This is a genomic window from Stagnimonas sp. FW305-C-60, from assembly GCF_058782965.1.
The window spans coordinates 63,551-84,084 of record NZ_JBYSYF010000002.1 but is presented as its reverse complement, the minus strand read 5'-3'; the positions used below and the strand labels follow the sequence as shown (position 1 = coordinate 84,084).

The window sequence follows — 20,534 nt, the reverse complement described above, 5'->3', positions numbered from 1 at the left end:
GCTTATGGGGTTTCGCGGGACTGGCGTCGCATGTTCTCGACAGCGGCTACCAGATCTACCCCGGCTTTGGGCGTGGCCCAGCGCGTCCAGAACGGAATGGTCGCGCTGCGCGGCTCGTGCTTGGGCTTGCTCATCTTGATTCGTGTCGGCAACAGGGTGGCGTCGCCCACGACCACCGCCTCACCCACATCCAGCGTGGGCAGCACCTCCATCAAGCCTTCGAGGCTTTCGGGCAGCAGCTGCTTCACCACGGCCTGATCGGTCTTGTTGGCCAGACGCAGGCTGATGATGTTGCTGCACTGGCTGAGGATGGTGGTGCTCACATCCGAGGGCCGCTGGCTGACCACCATCAAGCCGACGCCATACTTACGACCTTCCTTGGCGATGCGCTCGAAGTTTTCGAGCGCCCGCTTTTCCAGCGGGCCGGTGGAAGCGGCGCTGCTAGGCAGGTAGAGATGCGCCTCGTCGCAGACCAGCACGATGGGATGGCGCGCATCGCCATCCGCGCCCGGCGAACTCCAGAACTGGATTTGATAGACGAGTCGCGCGACCAGGCCAACCACGACGGGCAAGATGTCTGACGGCACCTCGGAGAAATCAACGATCTTGATGCCGGGGTTGATGCCGTCCTGTTTGACGCCAGTGCCGAGCAGCTTCTCGGCGAGTTGGTGCAGCGCCTCGTAGGTCTCGTATTCCGCTGGGGCCTGATACATGAAGGCGTAGCGGCGATCTTTCGTCTTGACGCTGATCCTGTTCAAAAACCTGGTGAGTTTCCCGAACAGCGGTCCCTGCTTTTCTCCTTTGCTTCCCTGCACCATTTCCCGGTCTTTCTCGGCAATCGCCTCAATAAGGTCTGCCAACCGATACGGCACTGGGGTATCCACAGTGAATCCGTCGAGTAGATCGGGCTTCCCCAGTCCCTGGATAGATTTCTTCTTCAGCTCCACCACCTGCTTCATTAGCTCGCTGGCTTGATTGGGGGCGCTTTCCTCCGACCGATCCACGAAGAGTGATTGCATCTCGTCGTAGTTCAGCAGCCAGAACGGGAGGAATACAGCGCCGTCTCTCTTCGCCTTCAGGTCGCCGATGCCCGCAATGCGGTAGTGGCTGGCGAACTTCATGCTCGAATACTCGCCGTGGAGATCGAACACAATGATGTTGGCATGTGGCAGCAGAGCCGACTGTTCGAGAATCGAGGCGACCGTATAAGACTTGCCAGAGCCTGTGCTGCCGAGCAGCGCGGCATGGCGCTGGAACAGCTTGTCGCCGTCTATGTAGGCGCTGGCCTTGCCATCCAGGGTGTAAGTGCCCACCTTGAGTGGCGAGACGGCTTCCGCTTTCGACGACCGGCTGAGAATGCCCATGAAGTCCTCAAGCGACTTCTCCTCGATGGGATACACCGGGCGGTTGATTTCGGGCAGTGAGAACACCGCGCGGGTAAAGGTGTTCTCCTTGAGGCCGTCGCGGGCGCGGTAGGTGCCGACCAGGCTGACAGCGATACCGTTCTCTTCCTGCGGGATGGCGTTCAAGTCTGTCGGCGGCGCTTCGCCTGCCGGAATCGCCGGCAGTTCCACCGGGTGACGCCAGACGCGCTCGATGATGCCGATCAGCCATTCGTCCCCGAATGATTGGATAGCCACCAGGCGCCCAACGCGGGCCTTCTGCAACCGCTGGCTGTCGGTGACGCGGATGGAGATACGTGCGGTCTCGACGCTACGCACCTCGCCGATGGAATGGGCTTCTTCAAACGAGAAAATGCTCATGAGGCGGAAGGCTCCAGAAATGTCTTGAGGAAGTCGTCCAGCTGCCAGAGCGGGAGATTGGATGGGTAGGTGCGACCATTCCAGCGACAGATGCAGCCGTCGCCGTCCTTGAAGAACGCGATCACATGCGGATTGGCGGCGAGCACTGCATTGATGTTGTCCGTGGTGTCGCGGGTGACGATGACCATCGGCATGTGCTTGGCGACGCGCTCCTTGAGCACGGTTTGCAGGTGCTCATCGTTGAAGCCGAAGCCGATACAAAACATGGCCGGAGCGGTCGCGATCAGGCGATTCATCTCGGTGCGCATTGCGTCGAAAACCGAGCTGACCAGTGCGTCTTGATACTTCGACGGCCCAGGCACAACGACGGCCCGACTGGCGTTGCTTACATCGTTCAGTGATTCGACGACGCCAGCAGGCGTCTTGAGCCAGGTAATGGAGCCATGCGGCTTGTGCAACCGGACGGTCTTGCAGGGACGGTGCTCAATTGTCTGTGCGCCGCGAGCCGGAGCTGCGGTATGGCGGCTGTATTGCGTTGCGAACACCAAGTTGGTCCTGGGGCGACGAAGCCTGAATCCGCAGAACCCGGTATCGAGCGGTAGCTCGGCGAGATCGCAGAACAGTTCCAAGAGCGTGTCGTAGTTGGTGGTGATGACTGAGATGCTTTCTGCGTTCTGCGGCGCTCCGCCGAACAACATGCCCAGTAGGCGCACCGGGGCGAGCTGATGCGGTGCCGCTTGAGCGAGGATGTGCTGCTCCGCCTTACTGGTCTCGCGAATGAGCAGCTCTGCGGTGCATTCACGAAGAGCGGCGATGATTTCCTCGCGGCCAGCACTGCCCATTGGAATGGTGTTGAGGCCCGCTTCCAGGTTTTTCTTTACCGCTGCGAGGCAGCCCGACCATAGGGCCTTCGCTTCGTCTGACTGGAGCCTTGGTTCGACATGCTCAACGAGGTGATCGCCCAAGGCTCCCATGTGCGGCAAGCCGAACCCACACGAAAACCCAGACCCTGCCAGCACTACGGGCGTCGTGCGGAAGATGCTTTGGATCTCGGTGTAGAGAGCTTCAGGCAGTGCCTGGGAAGGGTCTGTCATTGGCTACCCTTGGGCTTCCAATTCGACCCACGGGGAGAGCACTTCCAGCAAGGTCAGGCCCCCATGCGTCAGCGTCGGGTAACCGCCCTGGCTCTTCCATTTCCAGCGCCCCAGGGCAAGCAGGTGCTGCCCATGTGTGTTGCTGACGGGGAGCACCACCGGCGGCACGAAGGGGCCGACATCGGTGCTATTGGCCACATTGCGCTTGCTTGCGAAGCTGCGCTTCAGAAAGCCGCCCAGCTCGCCCTCGGCATCCGGGAAATAGCCGGTCGCGGCGTAGCCGTGATCGGAGGTGATGACCAGCCTGCGGCCCTTGGCCAGACGCGAGACGAATTGCCAGAACGCGTCGCTGGTCAGTTGGTGCGATACGTCCTTGGTCAGCGTGTCGAGTCCCTGGCCTGCGCCGGAACCATCGTGCAGCTTGCTATCCGGCCAGTGATGCCAGAACACCCAGTTCGGGCTGCTGTCCACGAGAGCCCCGCAGTCCGCCCAGGGAAGCTCGACGCTCTCCGTGCGGGCGGGCTGGAGCCGATGACCATAGCCACCGCCATTATTCTGAAGCTGGCTTCTGCTGGAGAAACCCAGAGCCTGCGCAAACTCGTTTGTCTCTCCGGGCAGCTCGGATGCGGTGGCTGCGACCTCGCCGATTTTGAAGCCGCGCTGCACGGCACCCTGAACGAGCCACGGAACCTCACGAAGCGAGAGGCCATCGAGAATCAACACGGCCTTGCCGCCGCCCGCAATCTGGTGCGGCACAGACCACCAGCGTTCGAGGCGTGCGGAGGTGCGTTCTACGGTGCCCTCGAAATCACGCCACAGCTCCCAGTTGCTCGACGACAGGAACAGGTCCAACGCGCCGACCTCTCGATCCCGCTTGGTGACTTCACCGACGGGGTTGGCTGTCGCAAACGGCGGGGTGGTGATCGCCAGGGTCTGCTGGATGATCGCCGACCAGGCGACCGCAGGTTCGCCCTTGGTGATTGCGCGGACGGCTTTGGCGTCGAGGCTCATCATTAACCTTCCTTCTCCAGCTGAATCTCGAACGTCATGCCGTCGGGCAATTTCTTGAGCAGTTCTTTCAGCTGTGCGCCGGTTGCGGCGGAGACCTTCAACGAAACGTCAGTGACGGGCGTTGCTGGCCCGATGCCCCAGCCTTCGAGCTTGCCGATGAGATTGAGCGGCGATGTCGGTGGGTTGGTGTAGGAGACGCGAGGCTTTGCAGACGGCATTCCGGTGCCGCCGCCAAAGATGCCGCCAGGCGCCAGGGTGCCTGTCGCAGTGGAACCTGTCTCGGTCGGCGGAGTGGGGGGAGTATTGCTGCCCCCGAACAGGCCGGGGGCACTACCGGGTGTAACGACCGGGACAACGCCGCTGCTCCCTCCTGTGCTCGGCACCGCCGAAGGCTCAAGAAGGTTGATCTCGTCCAACTGACGCCCGGTAAACGAGAGCTTGGGCCGCAGACGCCGCCATGCCGCTTCTTCTTCCTCACCAGGGTATGCCTGCAAGAACTCCATGCCGCGCAGGTTGATGGCGATTTTGCCCTGTGCGCAAAGGCGCAACACTCTCTCCTTCATCGGGGTTTCGCCAAGCCAGGGAATGCAGTCGAACCCCGGCGGACGCGGCTCCTGAAGCATCTTGAGCAGCGCGCCCAGAGACTTTCCTTCGTGGGCAACCTCCAGCACGAAAGCGTTGAAATCCTCCGGGATGAACACGTCGCGCCCGATGATTTCCTCGATGACTTCCGGGATCTGCGAGCCTTGCTTGTTGAGTGTCTCAACGCTTAGCGCGCACTCGTTAGCATTGTTCGCGTCCCAGCGCAGCAGAACCGCGAAGCGGTCATAACGCTTCTTGAGGATGTCGCGCAGCTCCCCCTGATACTTGTGATGCAGCTTCTTGTATTCGGGCGATTGGCTGCTCCATTCATGGGCTCGCATCGCTGCTCTTGCCAGGACCAGGACATCTCGATCCAGGTAGATGTTGGTAGAGCCGGATCGGGGCAATAGGAAGCGGATGGTGTTGCGCCGCTTTTGCAGGTGCTGTCTGAGCCAGCCGCCGAGCCGCTGATCCAGCCCGTCTGGTTCTTCGGGCAACACGAGGATCGGCAGTCGCTCATCCCAGTGTTCGGGTCTCTCCGATTCCTCAAGCGGAGCCCAAGGGTCGGCAAGCCAAGACTTGGGTAGCGCAATCACCCGAAACGCTTTGGCGACTTCCTCGGTGCCGCCAATGACGTAACGGATTTCCTTTGCCAGATACGCAGCATCCACGCCTGCCGGAAACAGCTTGTCGTTTCGGGCACAGGCCATCAGCTTCGCTTGGGGGTTCTCTTCTTCCCTGAAAACGAGGCGAGGGCCATCCTGGTGGATGTTGAAGCTGTTCTCGACGATGGTTGCCAGTTCTACCTGAAAGGCGTTGTCGTCAACGCCCTTGGCATGGGTGATGTCGGCGTGCAGCGTGGCCGGTTCAGCGCCCGCAAGATTGCCGACGGCAATCGAGCGCAGCCAGAGCGCGCCGACCAGCTCTTCGAGATGAGGCGCTATCGCAGCGTGGTTGGGAACGGCATCCACTACTGAGATGATGTTCTGCTGTGCCTTTGCACGAAGGGATCGGTGGTGCTCGTTGGAGACGGAATCCAGCAAGGCACCGATGCCGGCCGCGTCGTCATCGAGTCGAAAATCGGCAGCAGTGAGGATCGGGCTTTTCTCACCACGGCTTTTGTAGAGGTTTGCCAGGATGCGGATCATGTCGCGCGTCTCCTGAGCATCGGTGGCGATGAGCACTTGCTCCTCAAGCAGTCTCAGCAGGTGCGGCGCAAACGGCCAGGACTCCACGAACTCCCGTTGCTTCCGGTCATGCTCCTGAACTGGAATCTCTAAAAGACGCAGGTATTCGTTGACGTGCGTCGAGATCAACGAGTCAACACTGCCGTTGGAAATCTGCTGGCGATTTTCAAACAGGCGATGCAGCAGCATTCGACGACGATCCTGCTGAATCCTTTCAGCGTTACCGCCTGCCTTGAAGTCAATCGCAATCGGGTTCACGCGATGCACCTGCTGGTAAGCATCGCTGCTTCCATTGCGCACGGAGATGACGAGAACCAGAAGATCAGGGCGTTCTTTGGCAATCTCCGAAAGTATCTGGATGAAGTTGAATGCCCAGTTCTTCCAGGGATACTGCTTTGTGTTGGTCAGGCCATCGAACCAGGTCTGGAACTCGTCCAGCAGCAGCATCGTCGGCTTGTTTTCCAGCAGCTCGATGATGAGCTTGTCGGAGGGCACGTCGGTCTTCGACGCACCTGTGCCCTCCCACTTGCCACGGATGTAGGGGCCATGAGGGTGTCGCTCGAACAGCATGTCCCACAGGAACTTGTATCGCTGACGATGAAGACTCTCGCCCAGCACGAGCATGTCGCCACGCAGCGCGATCTTTCCGATTTGCGGGTCGCCCAGGACTGCCGACCAGGATTTCAGCCAAGCCCCCGTTGCGCCGGGATCATTCACGGCGTGAAACAACGCGGCCATGAGGTGCGACTTACCCAGTCCACGCTCACCGATCACAACCACCGGGCGTCCTTGATCCGGGCCGACCGCTTCGATGCCCTTCAAGAGGTCGTGCGTGGGGTAAGTAATTTCCAGAAAGCTCGATGCCCCGATCTGGGTAGCACCGGAGTTCGTATCGTTGGAGAGTTCAATCGCCGTGCCCTTCAGGCGTTTGCCGCGAAACTCCTCTCGTAAAGTAAGGCCCAGCATTCAGTTGCTCCCCGTTTTCTTGTCCGTCGTGCCCAGCGCCCCGGGACGGTTGGTGTCATTACCCATCAGCTCCGCATCATCGGCGGACTGCTGCTTGATCCATGACTCGATAGCCGCCTGTGAGAATCTCCAGGTTCCACCTACCTTGAATGCCGGGACCTTCTTGGCCGCCGCCAGCCGGTAGATGGTTCGCTGCGTAACCTTCAGGTAAGCGGCCACCTCACCGATGGTGAGGATGTCGCCTTTTGCTGTTCGATCAGGCATTTCCGGAGCAATCTTGGGTAAAGGAGGCCAGCTTAGTGCAGGATTTTCAAGATCGCTACCTGTTGGCTTCCAGATGCCGGCCATGACCTCTCAAGTGGGGGCGGCAGTCTGCCGGTATTGTTCCTGCAAGGCCCCACGCAGCTCGCTCGCCGCTTCGCGCGCTGCGCGCTCGGAGTCCCGCAGGGCAGCAAGTTCCGCCCGTAATGCCTCAAAACTTGAGCTGAGACCTGCGCTGCTGGCTTCAGCCCGCTCCGCCCTGGCGGTCGCCGCCAGAACCTGGCCTTGGGCGCTCTCGACGCGGGCTGCGGCGGCGTTCAGCAGCTCGGCATCGCGCTGCTGACGGTCTTGGGCTGCCGCGAGGCTCGCGTCCATGCGGGCGATGGTTCGGTGCAAGCCCTCGGCTTCCTGGCGTAGAGAGGCTTCGGCGGTTCGTGCAGAGGTTCGCGCCATGTCCAGTTCGCTGCGCGCTCCACGCAGTTCCTCCGCAAGGCGCTGAATCTCGATGTGCTGCTGTTCGCCACGCGCTTCGACGCGCTCGGCACGGGACTGCGCCTCCTGCCGGTCACGGCGTGCCTGCTCCAGCTCCTCGACGTTGGCGTCCAGCTCCCGTTCCAGGCGCTCGATCTCCAGCGCGGCACTCGCCTTGGTGGCCTGCGCCGCTTCGATCTGGCGACGGGCTTCGGCTTCGATGGCTTCCACCGTGGTCTTGGTTTGCTGCTGCACAGCTCGATAGACGGCGGACACGGCCTTGTGGCCGATCTCGATCAGGTCGGGAGGGATGTCCGCCGCCTTCGCGTCGCCACCGCCACGGCCCTGCATAACCTCCGTGAGCACGCGATTGATGGTGGTGTAGCTGCCCCCGCCGAGCTTGGCGCGGACGCGCTCCAATGTGGGTTCCAGGCTTTCGGCGACGAGCTGCTCGACGGCGGTGGCCACGGCTTCAGGCGTGGCGATGATCTTTTTGGGCATGAGGGCTTCCGTAGTGTTGTATCGGTAATACGGGTCATACGTTCTACGTTTGATCCGTAGCCCTTCTTCTCATAGCGGCAGGGTTAGGCCCAGCGAAAACCACCACCCGGCTCGCGGCGCTTTCGGCTTGTGGGAGGGATGCGACCGGCGGAGCCTGTGAGGGGCAGCACCAAGACCGCTCGACACGCTCCGGGTCTGCCGGCCCCGGCGAGGTCATCCGACTTCGCCGGGGCCGTTTTGATGGGCGCCGCGCCTGGAAACCGGCACGCGCGGCGTCCCGGTTTTCTCTACCGAATGGTCTGCCCGGATCACGAGACTGCGCCCCTGATGAACAGGGAGCTTGCAGCCGGATGTCTGCCCACCATGCCCGCACCGACGCCGTGGCCCGCGAGGGTCGCGCTGGCCTTGCTACTGGCTTTGCCGGTGGCGGCTCGCCCGTCGCCCGCCATCGCGCCTTGCTTCGAGCAGGCGGCACAGCACTACGGTCTGGCTTCCGAGCTGTTGCGGGCAATTGCCCAAGCCGAGAGCCGTCTCGATCCACTCGCGGTGAATACCGCCAACCGCGACGGCAGTTGGGACATCGGCCTGATGCAGATCAACTCGCGCTGGCTGCCACAGCTGGACGCGGCAGGCATCGCGCCCGAATCGCTCTACGACGCCTGCACCTCGATCTGGGTCGGGGCTTGGGTGCTGGCGGGCAACGTCGCGCGCTACGGCTACGGCTGGCAGGCAGTCGGCGCCTACAACGTGGGCACCGCCGAATCGCCATCGGCCAGGGCGCGGCGTGAACGCTATGCGGATCGTGTTCACCGCGAGCTGCGCCGCATTGGCGGCCTGCGCGCAGACACCCATGCTCCCTGAGTATCGGCCCCTGCCGCCCGTGCGCGTGGTGCAGGTGCTCTCCGACGCCGAGCTGGCCGAGACGCGCTCGGTCTGGACACGATGCGGCGACTGCCCGGTCGTGACGGTGAAGACGCGGATCGAGGCCGCGCCGCCGCCTGCAACGGCACCGATGGCCGTCGCAAAGCCGCCATCTGCCCCGCCGCGACTCGACCCGCTGCCGCGCACCGAGCTGCGCTTCGGCTTCAAGTCGGTGTTGCTCGACCCGGCGATGACGCAGGCGATTCAGCAGTGGGCCACGAGCTGGGGTGCCTGGCCGCGTGCGGCGCTGCGCATCACCGCCTACGCCGAGAACACCCGTGCCTCGCTGCGGCTCTGCGACGAGCGCGCCCAGGCCGTGCAGATTGCCTTGCAGCACGCGGGGATTCCCTTCACCCAGTTCCAGCGCCTGGTCGTGGTCGCGCCCAATCCGGCGCGGCGCGTGGCCGTGGAGGTCATCGCCTGGCCCTCGGACAACGAATCCCCTGTCGCCGACGCGCGCGCACCGGCAGGGCTGGCTGTCGAGCGCGTGCCTTCCCTTCCGCCTTCCTTCCCTGACCTTGGAGACTCACCATGAAGCTGTCGCACCTCTGGACTTTCACCTGCAAGGCCGCGCGCCGCGCCGAACTCTGGCTGGTCTCGCTGATGTTCATGCCGGTGGCGAGCTTCGCTGCCACCACCGGCGCGGAGTTCGAGCCGGCCTACCAGTTCATCTACGACGCGGCCACCGGCTATCTCGGTCGCGGCATTGCCATCATCGGCGGGCTGATTGGTCTCGGCATCGGCGCGGGGTCCGGCTCGGCGCTGCCCGCGATCATCGGCGTGATCCTCGCCATCTTCGGCGCGCTGGGGCCGACGATCATTGACAACGTGTTCGGCTCGGCCATCGTCTGAGCCCAAGCCGTGGACGGTCGCTTTGTCATCCCGCGCACGCTCGACGATCCGCCGCTGTTCTTCATGTGGAACTTCGACGAGGCGGTCATCGTGATCGTGATGGCGATCCTGTTCGGCATCCTCGGCCAGCTGGTGCCCGGCGCGTTTGCCGGGTATCTGCTGGCGCGGGCCTATGCCCGCCTCAAGGCGCAGGGTGGACGCGGCCTGCTGCTCAAGGCGCTCTACTGGATGACGCCGAGCGATTGGTGGCTGCGCTCGCGCGCGCCCTCGCATGTGCGCGAATACATCGGGGGCTAGGCATGGAACGCCGCCGCTATGTGTCCGCCCTGGCCGAGACCGTCCACCGCCGCAACCTCTGGATGGCGACGGCTCTGGCGATGGTGCTCGCCAATCTGCTGCTCTCCTGCAAGGTGCTCACCACCAGCACGCAGGAAAAGACCATCGTCACGCCGCCGGTTTTGGAGAAGGCGTTCTGGGTGCAGGGCGCGAAGGTCGCGCCCGAATACCTGGAGATGATGGCAACCTTCTTCGCCGGGCTCGCGCTGTCCTATACCAAGGACAACATCGAAGGCCAAGTCGCGCTGTTCCTGCGCTACACCGACCCCGAAGCGCACGGCGAGCTGGCAACGCGGCTCAATGCCGAGGCCGAGAAGATCAAGCGCAACAACCTCTCCTCCGTGTTCTATCCGGTGGAGGTGCGCGTGCGCGAGAAGAGCCAGCAGATCGCCATCACCGGCGACCTGGTGACGATGGTCGGCGAGCAAGTCACCGGACGGCGGCGCGCGGTGTTTTCGCTGCGTCTGACCTACCGCAATGGGCGGCTGTTCGTCGCCGAGTTCAACGAGGCTTCCGATGAAGCGCATCCTTTCGCTGCTCCTGCTCAGCCTGGTTAGCCTCGCGCACGCCGCGCAGGAGGTCGCCGTGCGCGACGGGGCCACCGTGGCCGTTACCGTCTCGCAGCGCGAGCTGACGCGGCTGGCACTGACCAGCGGCGGCAAGCTGGCGCGGGTCTGGGGCGTGGACGGCCACTTCACGGTGCAGGCTGATGACGAGACCGGCGAAGCCTTCATCCGCCCGGTCGAGGGCACGCCCGCCGGTCAGGCGTTCAGCCTGTTCGTGCGCGACGCAGAGGGCGCGACCTACACCCTGACCGCGACGGTTGCCGATCTGCCCGCGCAGACGGTGTTGCTCAAGCCGCAAGGACCGCGTGCGGTGCAGCGTCCGGTGCAGGGCGCGGCCATGCCGCATGTGGCACGGATGAAGGCCCAGCTGCGCGCGATGCTGCGCGGTGATGCCGAGTCGGCAGAGGGCTGCACGCTCGAAGCCGTTAACCGCGCCGTGCCGATCTGGCGCGAGACCTATGTGGAGATCGTGCGCCGCTGGCGTTGTGAGGACTTCCTCGGCGAGGAGCTGCTGCTGCGGAACGTATCCACCGCCGAACTGCGGCTCGACGAGAACGAGTTCCAGGGCCTGTATGCCGACGTGCGTGCGGTGGCGATTCCCAGCCTCGTGCTGGCCCCGCAGGACGCCACGCCGGTGCTCCTGCTGCGGGATGCGAAGCCGTGAGCAACAGCCTGCCCAGCCTCGAAGGCGCTGCACCGATCAAGCGCAAGCAGATGGTGCTGGCGATTGCAGCGGTCGCGGCACTGGTGGGCATCGTCGTGTTCGGGCTGTGGTTGACCGACCCGAAGCGCAAGGTCACGGAGGCCAGCAAGGCCGACCCTAAGCAGGATGTGGTGCGCAGCTACCGCACACCCGGTGCCAACCTCGACCCGAATGAGGTCTGGATCGAACGCTCGGAGACCCGCCTGCACGCGCTCGACGAGCGCAACAAGGAGCTGGAACGCGAACTGAAGGCGATGCGCGACCAGATGCAGCGCGGCGCGAGCGCACCGCCACCGTTGCCGGGCCGCGCTGCGGTGGGGGCATCCGTGTTCGAGAACGTGCCGCGCGAGGCGGAGCCTGGGGCGACGGCTCCGGCAGCCATTCCGCCTGCCAACGAACCCACGATGAGGCGACCGCCGCTGCCGCCTCCGCCCGGTGCGCGCAGCACTCCCGCACTGACCGCGCCTCCCGCCAACTTCGGCGCGACACGCACGACCGGCAACGCAGCGCCGCCACCGGCCATCCTGAGCGTGCGAATCGGCGCGGCAGAAGCCCCAGCGAAGGCCAGCGACAGCAAGGCCGTGCCGCCGCTACAAACCATCCACAACACCCTGCCGACCGGCTCCTTCGCCCGTGCGGTGCTGCTCTCCGGTGTGGACGCGCCCACGGGTGGCCTGGCCCGCACCAATCCGCATCCGGTGCTGCTGCGGGTGATGGATCTGGCGCGGCTGCCCAATCGCTACCGCAGCCGCATCCAGGAATGCTTTGTCACCGCTGCCGCCTATGGCGATCTCTCCGCCGAGCGCGCCTATATGCGCCTGGAAAAGCTGTCCTGCGTGCTGAAGGCCGGTGAGGTGATGGACTTGCCGGTGAAGGGCTACGTCACTGGCGAGGACGGGAAGAATGGCTTTCGCGGCCATGTTGTCAGCAAGCAGGGTCAGCTGATTGCCCGCGCCCTGTTCGCGGGCATCGCCAGCGGTCTGGGGAGTTCCATCGCGCAGTCCTATGCGCAGGTCTCCACCAGCCCGCTGGGCAGCGTGCAGTCGGTGAACCCCTCTGACATCGCGCAAGTGGGCCTGGCCACCGGCGTCTCCAACGCGCTCGAAAAAGTCGCCGACTTCTACATCGAGCGCGCCAATGAGCTGTATCCCATCATCGAAGTGGACTCCGCCCGCATTGGCGAAATCGTCCTCACCGATGCCGTCGCGCTCGGCGATGCCTTCGAGCGCCAAAGCCGCGCGCGTGCGCGCACCCCGGAGGCCGGATGAAGTCCCTGCTGCTGTCCATCGTCGCCCTGCTGGCGCTCTCTGCCTGTGCAAGCGCACCGCGCTACGCCTGCGGTGTTCCCAATAAGACCGGCGACTGCCGCACGGTCAGCAAGGTCTTCGACGATTCGCTGGCGACGGCGGCGACACCCGCCATCGCAGCCGAGCCAGCGCCGACGCTGTCACCTACGGCGCTGGCCGCGCCCCTCTCCGGCGAGGCACTGCTGAGCCGTCCGCGCGTGGTGCGGGTGCTGGTGCTGCCCTGGGAGGACGAAGACGGCGACCTGCACGCGGGCGGTTATCTCTATCTGCGACTGGATCGAGGCGCATGGACGCTCAAGCCCTGAAACCTTCAGCCTTCGCCCGCCTCAAGTCGCGGCTGGGCAGCGAGGCGCGGCGTTGGTTTGCCGAAGAGCCGCCCGGCGAGCTGTATGCCGCAGGACAGTTGCCGCCGACCTTGAACGAGACCGCGCGCATCGCCTCCGCGCGGGCACTCTCCAGCCTCTTGCCCTATGAGTCCTACGACCCCGACAGCCAGCTGTGGTGGAACCAGGACAGCGTGGCGTTTCTGCTCGAAGCAACACCCGCCGTGGGGCTGGATCGCAGCGCACTCAACACGCTCTCCGGCCTGCTGACGCAGGGCCTGAAGGAAAACACGGTGGTGCAGATCGCGCTCTACGGCGATCCGAATGTGCAGCCCCTGCTGAGCCACTGGCAGCAAACCCGCAAGGGTCGTGCAGGCGAACGCTCGGAAATCTTCGAGACGCTCGCCGCCAAGCGCGCGGACTACCTCACGAGCGGCAATTGGTCATCGCTGCTGACCGACCAGCCCTTTGTGCTCAAGGACTGGCGCTTGTTCATCAGCGTCGCTCGTCCCATTTCTGCCAGCGGCATGGATGAGGCCGATCTCGAATGGCTGCAACGGACGCGGGAAGCCTTCAAGGGTTTGCTGGCGAGCGCCAAGCTCAGCGCCTGGGAGCTGGCCCCCGATGCCTTCGTGCGGCTGATGGATACGCTGCTCAATCCGCAGCCGGGAGCGCGCTATCCGCTGTGCTGGGATCGCTTGCGGCCTCTCTCACAACAGGTCGCCGACCCGGAAAGCCTGCTGCTGGTGGGCCGTGATTCGGCCTCGCTGGTGAAGGGCGATTTCAGCGTCAGCCTGCTGCCCTGGTCGGCCCGCAACTACCCGCAGGAATGGCCGGGCTGGATGATGGGCGAGCTGATCGGCGCGCTCTCCAACAACACGCTGCGCCTGCCATGCCCGGTGCTCTACAGCCAGACCATAGTGGTCGGCGATCCGGTCGCGGCTGCGGGTTCCGCCAAGCTCAAAAGTGCCCGTGCGACGCAGATGACCGATACGCCGATGGGCAAGTTCGTGCCCGCCTGGCGCGAGCGGAAGAAGGACTGGGATTTTGTCATCCGATCTCTGGAAGAAGGCCACAAGCTGCTGCAAGGCCATTTCCAGATCGTGTTGTTTGCGCCGCTGGGACAGGAGGAATATTGCGAGCAGCGGATGCGCGCCGTGTTCGAGTCGCGCGGCTGGCAGCTGGCAAAGGATCGCTTCTCGGTGCTGCATTCCGTGCTCGCGGCGCTGCCCATGCACACCGGCCCGGCCTTCATCGCGGAACTGAAGAGGCTGCGCTTTTTCCGCTCCATGCTGACCTGGAGCTGCATCAACACCGCGCCGGTGATTGCGGAGTGGAAAGGCACCGGCAGCCCGCTGCTGCTCCTGCTGGGCCGTCGCGGCCAGGTGCAGTTTGTTGATCCCTTCGACAACACCAAGGGCAACTTCAACATTGCCTGCGCGGCCACGTCCGGCGCAGGCAAGAGCTTCTTCACACAGGAACTCGCCACCAGCGTCATGGGCACCGGCGGGCGCGTGTCGGTGATTGACGCGGGTGAGAGCTACCGCAACCTCTGCGGCCTGCTGCGCGGCAGCTATCTCAAGTTCAGCCGCAAGTCCGGCCTCAACATCAACCCGTTCTCGCGCGTGAACGCGGACGAGCTGAGCGAGGAGCTGCCCATGCTCAAGCAGCTGCTCTCGCAGATGGCCTCGCCGGTCACGCCTCTCGATAGCACGCAGCTTTCGTATCTCGAACAGGCCATCGTCGCGGTGTGGCGCAAGCACGGCGCGGACTCGACCATCACCGCCGTCGCGGCTGAGCTTTCGGCGGGCTATGAGCCGATGCAGCGCGATCTCGGCGTCATGCTCTATCCCTACACCCGTGAAGGCGGCTACGGCGTGTTCTTCGAGGGCCGCGCCAACATTGATCTGTCCAATCCCTTCGTGGTGCTGGAGCTGGACGATCTGGTCAACACGCCCGATCTGCAAAGTGTGGTGCTGCTGACCCTGATGCTGCGCATCACCGAGGAGATGTATCTGCACGACCGCAAGCTGCGAAAGCTGGCGATCATTGATGAAGCCTGGCAGCTCATGGGTCAGGGTCAGGCAGGCAAGTTCATCGAGCGCGGCTACCGCACCGCCCGCAAATACGGCGGTGCGTTTATGACGGTGACGCAAGGCATCGGTGACTACTACAAATCGCCGATCAGCCAGGCGGCACTAGAGAACGCCGACTTCCTGTTCCTGCTGCGGCAGAAGCCGGAATCGCTCGCGCAGGTTCGGCAGAAGGGCCTGTTGCAGATGGACGACAGCCTGGAAGAACTGCTGCGCGGCGTGGATACCGTGCAGGGCAAGTATTCCGAGATCGCCGTCAAAGGCCCGGCGGGCGTTTCGATTGGCCGTCTCGTCGTTGACCCCTTCGCCGAGAAGCTCTACTCGACGAAGGCCGAGGAATTCCAGTTCATCCGCGACGCCGAGCAGGCCGGCAAGAGCCTGGTCTGGGCGGTGGAAGAGCTGGTGCGGCGGAGTGCGCAGCGATGAGGCCGCTGTTGCTCGCGCTCTGTTCCAGTCTCGCCGGTGGCGCGGTCGCGGCGACCGGCGTGGTGATGCTGCAACGCTGGATGGCTCCCGCGCCCGTGCTGGTGACGGTGCGCCTGGAGGAGCTGCTCGCCGCCCAGGTGCAGAGCCTGTCGGCCTCTCTCGGCGACCCCGCCCAGCAGGCCCTTGCAGCCGAACACTACGCCCGCGCGCTGGATGCCGAACTGGATCGCACGGCGCAGGAATACGGCGCGGTGGTGTTCGCCGGTGGCGCGGTCATTCGCGGCGCGACCGATCTCACCGGCACGGTGCGGGCCAGGCTCGATGCGCGCCTCGCCGCAGGAGCGCCGCCATGAGCCATGTCCTGCACAGCACGGCGCTTCCGGGACAAGACCATGCCCGTCAGCGCCAGGAGCAACTGGTCAAGAACCGGCGATTCATCCTCGCCCTGGTGGCCTGGGCCACTACCTTCAGCCTGATGATTGTCGCCGCCAAGCCCTGGCTGCGGCTGGCCTACAACAGTTCCGACAGCCTGCCGGGCGTGCTGTATCTGATCGCGGTCGGCCAGACGCCTACACGCGGCCAGCTCATCGCCTTCTATCCGCCACGCAACCGCTTCTACCGCGAGGGCATGTTCTTCGTGAAGCAGGTGCGCGGGGTCGCTGGCGATGTGGTGACGCGCCGCGAGCGCGATTTCTTCCTCAACGGCCAGCCACTCGCGCAGGCCAAAGCACAGTCCCTCAAGGGCCTGCCGCTGCAACCCGGCCCCGAAGGCGTTCTGCCTGACGGTTTCTATTGGGTGTGGACACCGCACCCGGATTCCTTTGATTCGAGGTATGCCGATGTGGGCTGGATTCCGCCTGATCGTGTGCTGGGTCGTGCTTACCGCCTGCTTTGAGGCGCAGGCCGAAGACCTCGGCCAGGTGGGCCGCGCCTGGCCCGTGGCCGAGCGCGACCTGTCAGAGGTCATCATCGGTCGGCTGCGCGAGAAGGAGGCCAGCGGCGAGCTGGCGCGCCTGCACGAGGGGATGCGGGCAAGGACGCGCGCCACCGTGCGCCAGCCGCCCACCCTGGGGCTGCCGCGCGTGAAGATACCGCGCAGCTATCTGTTCGATCCCAGCGTCACCGTGCCTTACGACCTGGCCGACCACGGCGGCAAGGTGTTCTACCGCGCTGGGCAGCGGGTGAATCCACTCGCGCATCGAAGCCTCACCCGCCGCATCGTGTTTCTCGATGGCAGCGATGCAGCGCAGATGGACTGGCTGCGCCGTGAGATGTCGCTGCCCGGAGCGATGAAGCTGGTGCTGACTGGCGGTTCGCCGGAAGCGGTGCGCGAGGCTGTGCAGCAGCCTGTCTGGTTCGACCAAGACGGTTCGCTCGTGCAGACCTTCGGCATCACCGCCGTCCCGGCCATCGTCGCGCAGGAAGGCCAGCAACTGCGCGTCCGCGAGGTGCGGCCATGAAAGCCTGGATACGCGCCCTTGCCGCAACTGCGCTGCTGGTCACGCTGGCCTCGTCCGCGCAGGAGGCCACCGATACCTACAGCGAAGACAGCCTGCACGGCCCTTGTCCAGGCCGCTTCCCGAATCCGATCTCTGACGTTTGCTGGAAGTGCGTGTTCCCCATTTCCATCGGCCCCATCAGCATCTCTCTTGGGCAGGACGATAGCGGCGACAAGCCGCCTCTGATCTGCACCTGTCCGGCACCACCGCCGGTGTTCATCCGCTATGGCGTCGGTATCAGCTACTGGGAACCGGCGCGCATCGCCGAAGTGGTGCGCACGCCCTGGTGCTCGCCCACGCTCAACGGCAGCGTGCTCGGCGATCAGGGAGCGCCACGCGGCACCCATGCCGGTCACGGCGATGACGAGCGGCACGCCTTCTACCACGTCCATTGGTTCACCTATCCCTTGCTGTCGTGGATCGGCGCGTCCATCACCTCGTCCATCTGCGCGGTGGAAGACACCTTCGATCTTGCCTACGTCACCGAGCTTGATCCGCTGTGGGACGACGACGAACTTGGCTTTCTCATCAACCCGGAAGCGGTGCTGTTCGCCAACCCCATCGCGCAGGCGGCCTGCATCGCCGACACCGTGGCGGCGACGGGTGGCTTCGGCATTGACGCACTGTTCTGGTGCTCCGGCTCGCAAGGCTCCGTGTATCCGATCACCGGCAACTCGGCGCATCACGTCGGTGGCGTGGACAGCAGCCTGCTGCTCACGCACCGCATGGCCTTCAAGCTGCACCGGCAGGGCATCGCGCAGGACACCTCCACATCGGGCGCGATGTGCGGTTCGCAGATCCAGCCCATCCTGCGCAAGGGGCAGTACAAGACGCAGATGCTGTTTCCGGTGCGGCAGAACGACCGCTGCGTGCCGTTTGGCCGTCCCAGCGCGTTCTGGGCGGCAGGACGCGAGTTTCCCTACGAGGGTGAGGACTTCACCCATCTGGTTTGGAGGAAGCGCCTGTGCTGCGCGTTCTGACCCTCTGCCTGAGTTTCGGACTGCCCGCGCTGGCGCTGGCCAACCCACCCACGGCCCGCGAGGAAACTGCCGCCACGCGGCAGGCTCGCGAGGCGATCCGCGCCGCTGAGCGCCAGGCTACTCAACTGCCGGAGGCGCTGCGCGCCGAGCGCGAGGCCTTGGAGCGCATCCCCCGTGACGCCGAGCACCCACGCCTCGATCTCCCAGGCCATGACACGCTGGGGCCAGTGCTGGGCGTGGAAACAACGCGCCTCTGGTCCCTGAGCGAAGACAGTGCGCCGCCGCCACTGCTCCTGCTGGTCTCCTTCAGCCTGCCGGAGGCCAGTCTGCGCGCACTCGCCGAGGACGCCGCGAGGCTCAAGGCCCCGCTGGTATTGCGCGGACTGGTTAATGACTCGATGGAGGACACCGCCCAGCGCGTCGCCGCGTTCAGCAAACAGACCGGTATCGGCTTTGCCATAGACCCGACGCTGTTCAGCCGCTTTGGGGCAGATCGGGTGCCGACGCTGATCCTGCCGCTGGAATCCCTGCGCGCCTGCACCGAACAGGATTGTCCAGCCCCTGCGCATGTGCGCGTTACTGGCGAAGCCAGCCTGGCCTATCTGCTGGAGCAGGTCGAACGCCGCGCCGCGCTGCCGCAAGCGCGCGAGCGGGCCAAAGCCCTGCGCCTGAAGCTGGGGACGCCCTAATGCGCTGGCCGACTCGTAAGGAGCTGGCGGGACTGGCCTGGGGCTTGGGCGCAGTGACGTTTAGCGTCGGGCTGCCGGTGTGGCTGGCCTACGCCCAGACCGACGCCTATCAAGAGGGCCGGCAGGCCGGTGCCGAAGGCAATACGGCGGCCATCAATGCCGCGCGGCAGGCTCCGGAGTCGTATCCCGGCTATCAGGGGGGCGACCCGCCGGAGCGGGGCTACTACCACTCCGGCGTGGCCATCGAAGACCAGGCGCGTGAGGAAATGCCCCGGCACGAGGTGGGCCGCGACGTGAACGACGCGGCCTATAACCGGCCCCGCTACCGGCTGGAAGCCGATGAGCCGGAGTTCGCGCGCGAGCGGCAGGCGCAGGCCAGCGGCGGCGCGCTGACGCAGAACTACAGCGGCTGTCAGAGCCTGAGCCACGGCGACAACCGCGAGAACTATTCCACTGCCTTCTGCCATGCGGATGCGGTCAATCCCTTGCCGACCTGCCAGCGAACCCGCGTCCCCGATTGCCTGGCGGACGCGGAGTGCGAGCTGGCGATGGATGTGCAGTCCATCCAGTCCGACATGGCCTGGAACTACCAGTATCCGACGCTGACGCTGGGCACCATCGCCGACAACTACTGGGGCGGTTCCTGCGCGGTCTATGACCGCACGACGCGCTTCAGCATTGACGACGTGGCGATGGTCAAGGAGTTCCGTCTGTTCGAGGTGGGCTTCGACGACTGGCAACTGATCGAGGTCAACGGCCATCTGGTTGCTGTCGGCCCCTACGGCGGCGACCGTCTGGAAGTGGAAGGTCGCCGCGTGCGCTACAGCGCCAGCAATACCGGCGCTTGCGAGCTGAGCCGCAGCTGGCGCTATGGCGTCAACGTGGACATCCGGCCCTACCTGCAAAACGGCAGCAACAACATCCGCATGAAGGTCATCGTCGCGGGCAATGGCGAGGGCTATATGCGCTTCTCAGTGAAGCGGTTCTGCGACTGTCCGGATCGCGGCACCGATACCTACGACACCACCTGCGAACGCCCCATTGCCGCGCCACCGCAGTGCCGTGTTCACGGCACCGGCTGCCTGGAAGGCCCGGAGCGCCGCACCATCAACGGCGCGCCGGTCTATCGCGCCTGCTGGCGCTACGAGGACACCTACCTCTGCTCTGGCGAGGAGCAACGCGAGGAACCCGCCTGCCGCGAGCTGCGCGACCGCCAGTGCGAGCAGACCAATTCCACTTGCGTGGAATACGACGCCAACAACCGCTGCCGCCGCTTCCGGCAGGACTTCCGTTGCCCGGAGGGTGGTGGCGGTGATGACGGCACGACCGTCTGCGGCGAAGACCTGTATTGCCCCGGCGGCGACTGCACCGCTGCGGATCGCCAGACCACCGACACGCCAGTGCAGGACATGGCGCAGGCCGCGAGCTGGCTCGCCGCCGCGCAGAACGCCTCCGACGACTTCGATCCCGACAACTTCACGATGTTCAAGGGCGCACCGATGCGCTGTGCCAAGACCGATTTCGGCTTCTCCGATTGCTGCAAGGACTCGGGCTGGGGCAATGACATTGGCTTCCATCAGTGCAGCCAGGAAGAGGAGCAACTCGGCTTTGCGAAGGAAGCCGGACGCACCCACTACGTCGGCAGCCATACCAGCGGCGGGCCGATTGACGAGCGCGACTACAAGACCTACTGCGTCTTCAGTAGCAAGCTCAGCCGTATCATCCAGCAGCAGGGCCGTGGCCAGCTCGGCATGGGCTGGGGCAGCTCGCGCAACCCGGAGTGCCGCGCCCTGAGCACGGAGGAAGTCGGGCGACTCGACTGGTCGGTGATGGACTTGAGCGAGTTCTATGCCGACGCCGAAGCAGCGGCAGAGGCCGCTGGCCGCAACATCGAGTCGAACCAGGCGCTGGAAAGCCGGATGCGGGAACGCATTGAGCGGATGAACCAGTCCGGCTCGCCCAGCAACAACGGGGGCGGCGGTGGCTAGGCCGCAGGACGCCGA

The 20,534-nt window shown here is 64.7% G+C and carries 21 protein-coding genes; 15 read left to right on the top strand and 6 right to left on the bottom strand.

What is annotated here, in order from left to right; translation table 11 throughout:
• Positions 1–2 precede the first annotated feature (2 nt).
• From AC3WT6_RS07310 to AC3WT6_RS07285, 6 genes are all read right to left on the bottom strand, one after another.
• Complete coding sequence (locus AC3WT6_RS07310; RefSeq protein ID WP_492652926.1) at positions 3–1,763, bottom strand: ATP-binding protein; 1,761 nt, start codon at positions 1,761–1,763, stop codon at positions 3–5.
• Positions 1,760–2,857, bottom strand: a complete 1,098-nt coding sequence (locus AC3WT6_RS07305) for an SIR2 family protein (protein ID WP_492652925.1) — start codon at positions 2,855–2,857, stop codon at positions 1,760–1,762. The genes AC3WT6_RS07310 and AC3WT6_RS07305 overlap by 4 nt, the downstream gene beginning before the upstream one ends.
• Before the next feature lie 3 nt (positions 2,858–2,860).
• Positions 2,861–3,868 carry a hypothetical protein gene (locus AC3WT6_RS07300; RefSeq protein ID WP_492652924.1) on the bottom strand — a complete coding sequence of 336 codons (1,008 nt, stop codon included), beginning with the start codon at positions 3,866–3,868 and terminating at the stop codon, positions 2,861–2,863.
• 2 nt (positions 3,869–3,870) lie between these two features.
• Positions 3,871–6,603: a DUF499 domain-containing protein gene (locus AC3WT6_RS07295; RefSeq protein ID WP_492652923.1), complete on the bottom strand. Its 2,733-nt coding sequence runs from the start codon at positions 6,601–6,603 to the stop codon at positions 3,871–3,873.
• Complete coding sequence (locus AC3WT6_RS07290; RefSeq protein WP_492653812.1) at positions 6,604–6,867, bottom strand: helix-turn-helix domain-containing protein; 264 nt, start codon at positions 6,865–6,867, stop codon at positions 6,604–6,606.
• Positions 6,868–6,957: 90 nt separating this feature from the next.
• Positions 6,958–7,836: a DNA-binding protein gene (locus AC3WT6_RS07285; RefSeq protein ID WP_492652922.1), complete on the bottom strand. Its 879-nt coding sequence runs from the start codon at positions 7,834–7,836 to the stop codon at positions 6,958–6,960.
• A gap of 363 nt (positions 7,837–8,199) precedes the next feature.
• Between AC3WT6_RS07285 and AC3WT6_RS07280 the strand changes: the two genes are divergently transcribed.
• Genes AC3WT6_RS07280 through AC3WT6_RS07210 form a run of 15 tightly spaced genes read left to right on the top strand, consistent with a single transcriptional unit; the run spans position 8,200 to position 20,519 of the window.
• Positions 8,200–8,697 carry a lytic transglycosylase domain-containing protein gene (locus tag AC3WT6_RS07280; RefSeq protein ID WP_492652921.1) on the top strand — a complete coding sequence of 166 codons (498 nt, stop codon included), beginning with the start codon at positions 8,200–8,202 and terminating at the stop codon, positions 8,695–8,697.
• Positions 8,687–9,292 carry an OmpA family protein gene (locus tag AC3WT6_RS07275; RefSeq protein WP_492652920.1) on the top strand — a complete coding sequence of 202 codons (606 nt, stop codon included), beginning with the start codon at positions 8,687–8,689 and terminating at the stop codon, positions 9,290–9,292. The genes AC3WT6_RS07280 and AC3WT6_RS07275 overlap by 11 nt, the downstream gene beginning before the upstream one ends.
• Positions 9,289–9,609, top strand: a complete 321-nt coding sequence (locus AC3WT6_RS07270) for a conjugal transfer protein TraB (protein WP_492652919.1) — start codon at positions 9,289–9,291, stop codon at positions 9,607–9,609. The genes AC3WT6_RS07275 and AC3WT6_RS07270 overlap by 4 nt, the downstream gene beginning before the upstream one ends.
• Before the next feature lie 9 nt (positions 9,610–9,618).
• Positions 9,619–9,906 carry a type IV conjugative transfer system protein TraL gene (traL, locus tag AC3WT6_RS07265; protein ID WP_492652918.1) on the top strand — a complete coding sequence of 96 codons (288 nt, stop codon included), beginning with the start codon at positions 9,619–9,621 and terminating at the stop codon, positions 9,904–9,906.
• A 2-nt stretch (positions 9,907–9,908) separates the two neighbouring features.
• The gene (gene traE / locus AC3WT6_RS07260) at positions 9,909–10,502 is read left to right on the top strand and encodes a type IV conjugative transfer system protein TraE (RefSeq protein ID WP_492652917.1); all 594 of its coding nucleotides are present in this window, start codon (positions 9,909–9,911) and stop codon (positions 10,500–10,502) included.
• Positions 10,462–11,175, top strand: a complete 714-nt coding sequence (locus AC3WT6_RS07255; RefSeq protein WP_492652916.1) for a TraK domain-containing protein — start codon at positions 10,462–10,464, stop codon at positions 11,173–11,175. Before traE ends, AC3WT6_RS07255 begins: the two co-directional genes overlap by 41 nt.
• Positions 11,172–12,482: a TraB/TrbI/VirB10 family type IV secretion system protein gene (locus AC3WT6_RS07250; protein WP_492652915.1), complete on the top strand. Its 1,311-nt coding sequence runs from the start codon at positions 11,172–11,174 to the stop codon at positions 12,480–12,482. The genes AC3WT6_RS07255 and AC3WT6_RS07250 overlap by 4 nt, the downstream gene beginning before the upstream one ends.
• Positions 12,479–12,826: a TraV family lipoprotein gene (locus tag AC3WT6_RS07245; protein WP_492652914.1), complete on the top strand. Its 348-nt coding sequence runs from the start codon at positions 12,479–12,481 to the stop codon at positions 12,824–12,826. Before AC3WT6_RS07250 ends, AC3WT6_RS07245 begins: the two co-directional genes overlap by 4 nt.
• Entirely contained in the window at positions 12,808–15,363 is a 2,556-nt protein-coding gene (gene traC / locus AC3WT6_RS07240; RefSeq protein ID WP_492652913.1) for a type IV secretion system protein TraC, read from the top strand. The genes AC3WT6_RS07245 and traC overlap by 19 nt, the downstream gene beginning before the upstream one ends.
• A complete protein-coding gene (locus tag AC3WT6_RS07235) occupies positions 15,360–15,716 on the top strand; it encodes a TrbI F-type domain-containing protein (protein ID WP_492652912.1) in 357 nt (118 codons plus the stop codon). Before traC ends, AC3WT6_RS07235 begins: the two co-directional genes overlap by 4 nt.
• Positions 15,713–16,258, top strand: a complete 546-nt coding sequence (locus AC3WT6_RS07230) for a S26 family signal peptidase (protein WP_492652911.1) — start codon at positions 15,713–15,715, stop codon at positions 16,256–16,258. Before AC3WT6_RS07235 ends, AC3WT6_RS07230 begins: the two co-directional genes overlap by 4 nt.
• Positions 16,227–16,823 carry a type-F conjugative transfer system protein TraW gene (gene traW / locus AC3WT6_RS07225; protein ID WP_492652910.1) on the top strand — a complete coding sequence of 199 codons (597 nt, stop codon included), beginning with the start codon at positions 16,227–16,229 and terminating at the stop codon, positions 16,821–16,823. Before AC3WT6_RS07230 ends, traW begins: the two co-directional genes overlap by 32 nt.
• The gene (traU, locus tag AC3WT6_RS07220) at positions 16,820–17,842 is read left to right on the top strand and encodes a conjugal transfer pilus assembly protein TraU (protein ID WP_492652909.1); all 1,023 of its coding nucleotides are present in this window, start codon (positions 16,820–16,822) and stop codon (positions 17,840–17,842) included. Before traW ends, traU begins: the two co-directional genes overlap by 4 nt.
• Entirely contained in the window at positions 17,827–18,531 is a 705-nt protein-coding gene (trbC, locus tag AC3WT6_RS07215) for a type-F conjugative transfer system pilin assembly protein TrbC (RefSeq protein WP_492652908.1), read from the top strand. Before traU ends, trbC begins: the two co-directional genes overlap by 16 nt.
• Positions 18,531–20,519, top strand: a complete 1,989-nt coding sequence (locus AC3WT6_RS07210) for a conjugal transfer protein TraN (protein ID WP_492652907.1) — start codon at positions 18,531–18,533, stop codon at positions 20,517–20,519. Before trbC ends, AC3WT6_RS07210 begins: the two co-directional genes overlap by 1 nt.
• Positions 20,520–20,534: the final 15 nt, after the last annotated feature.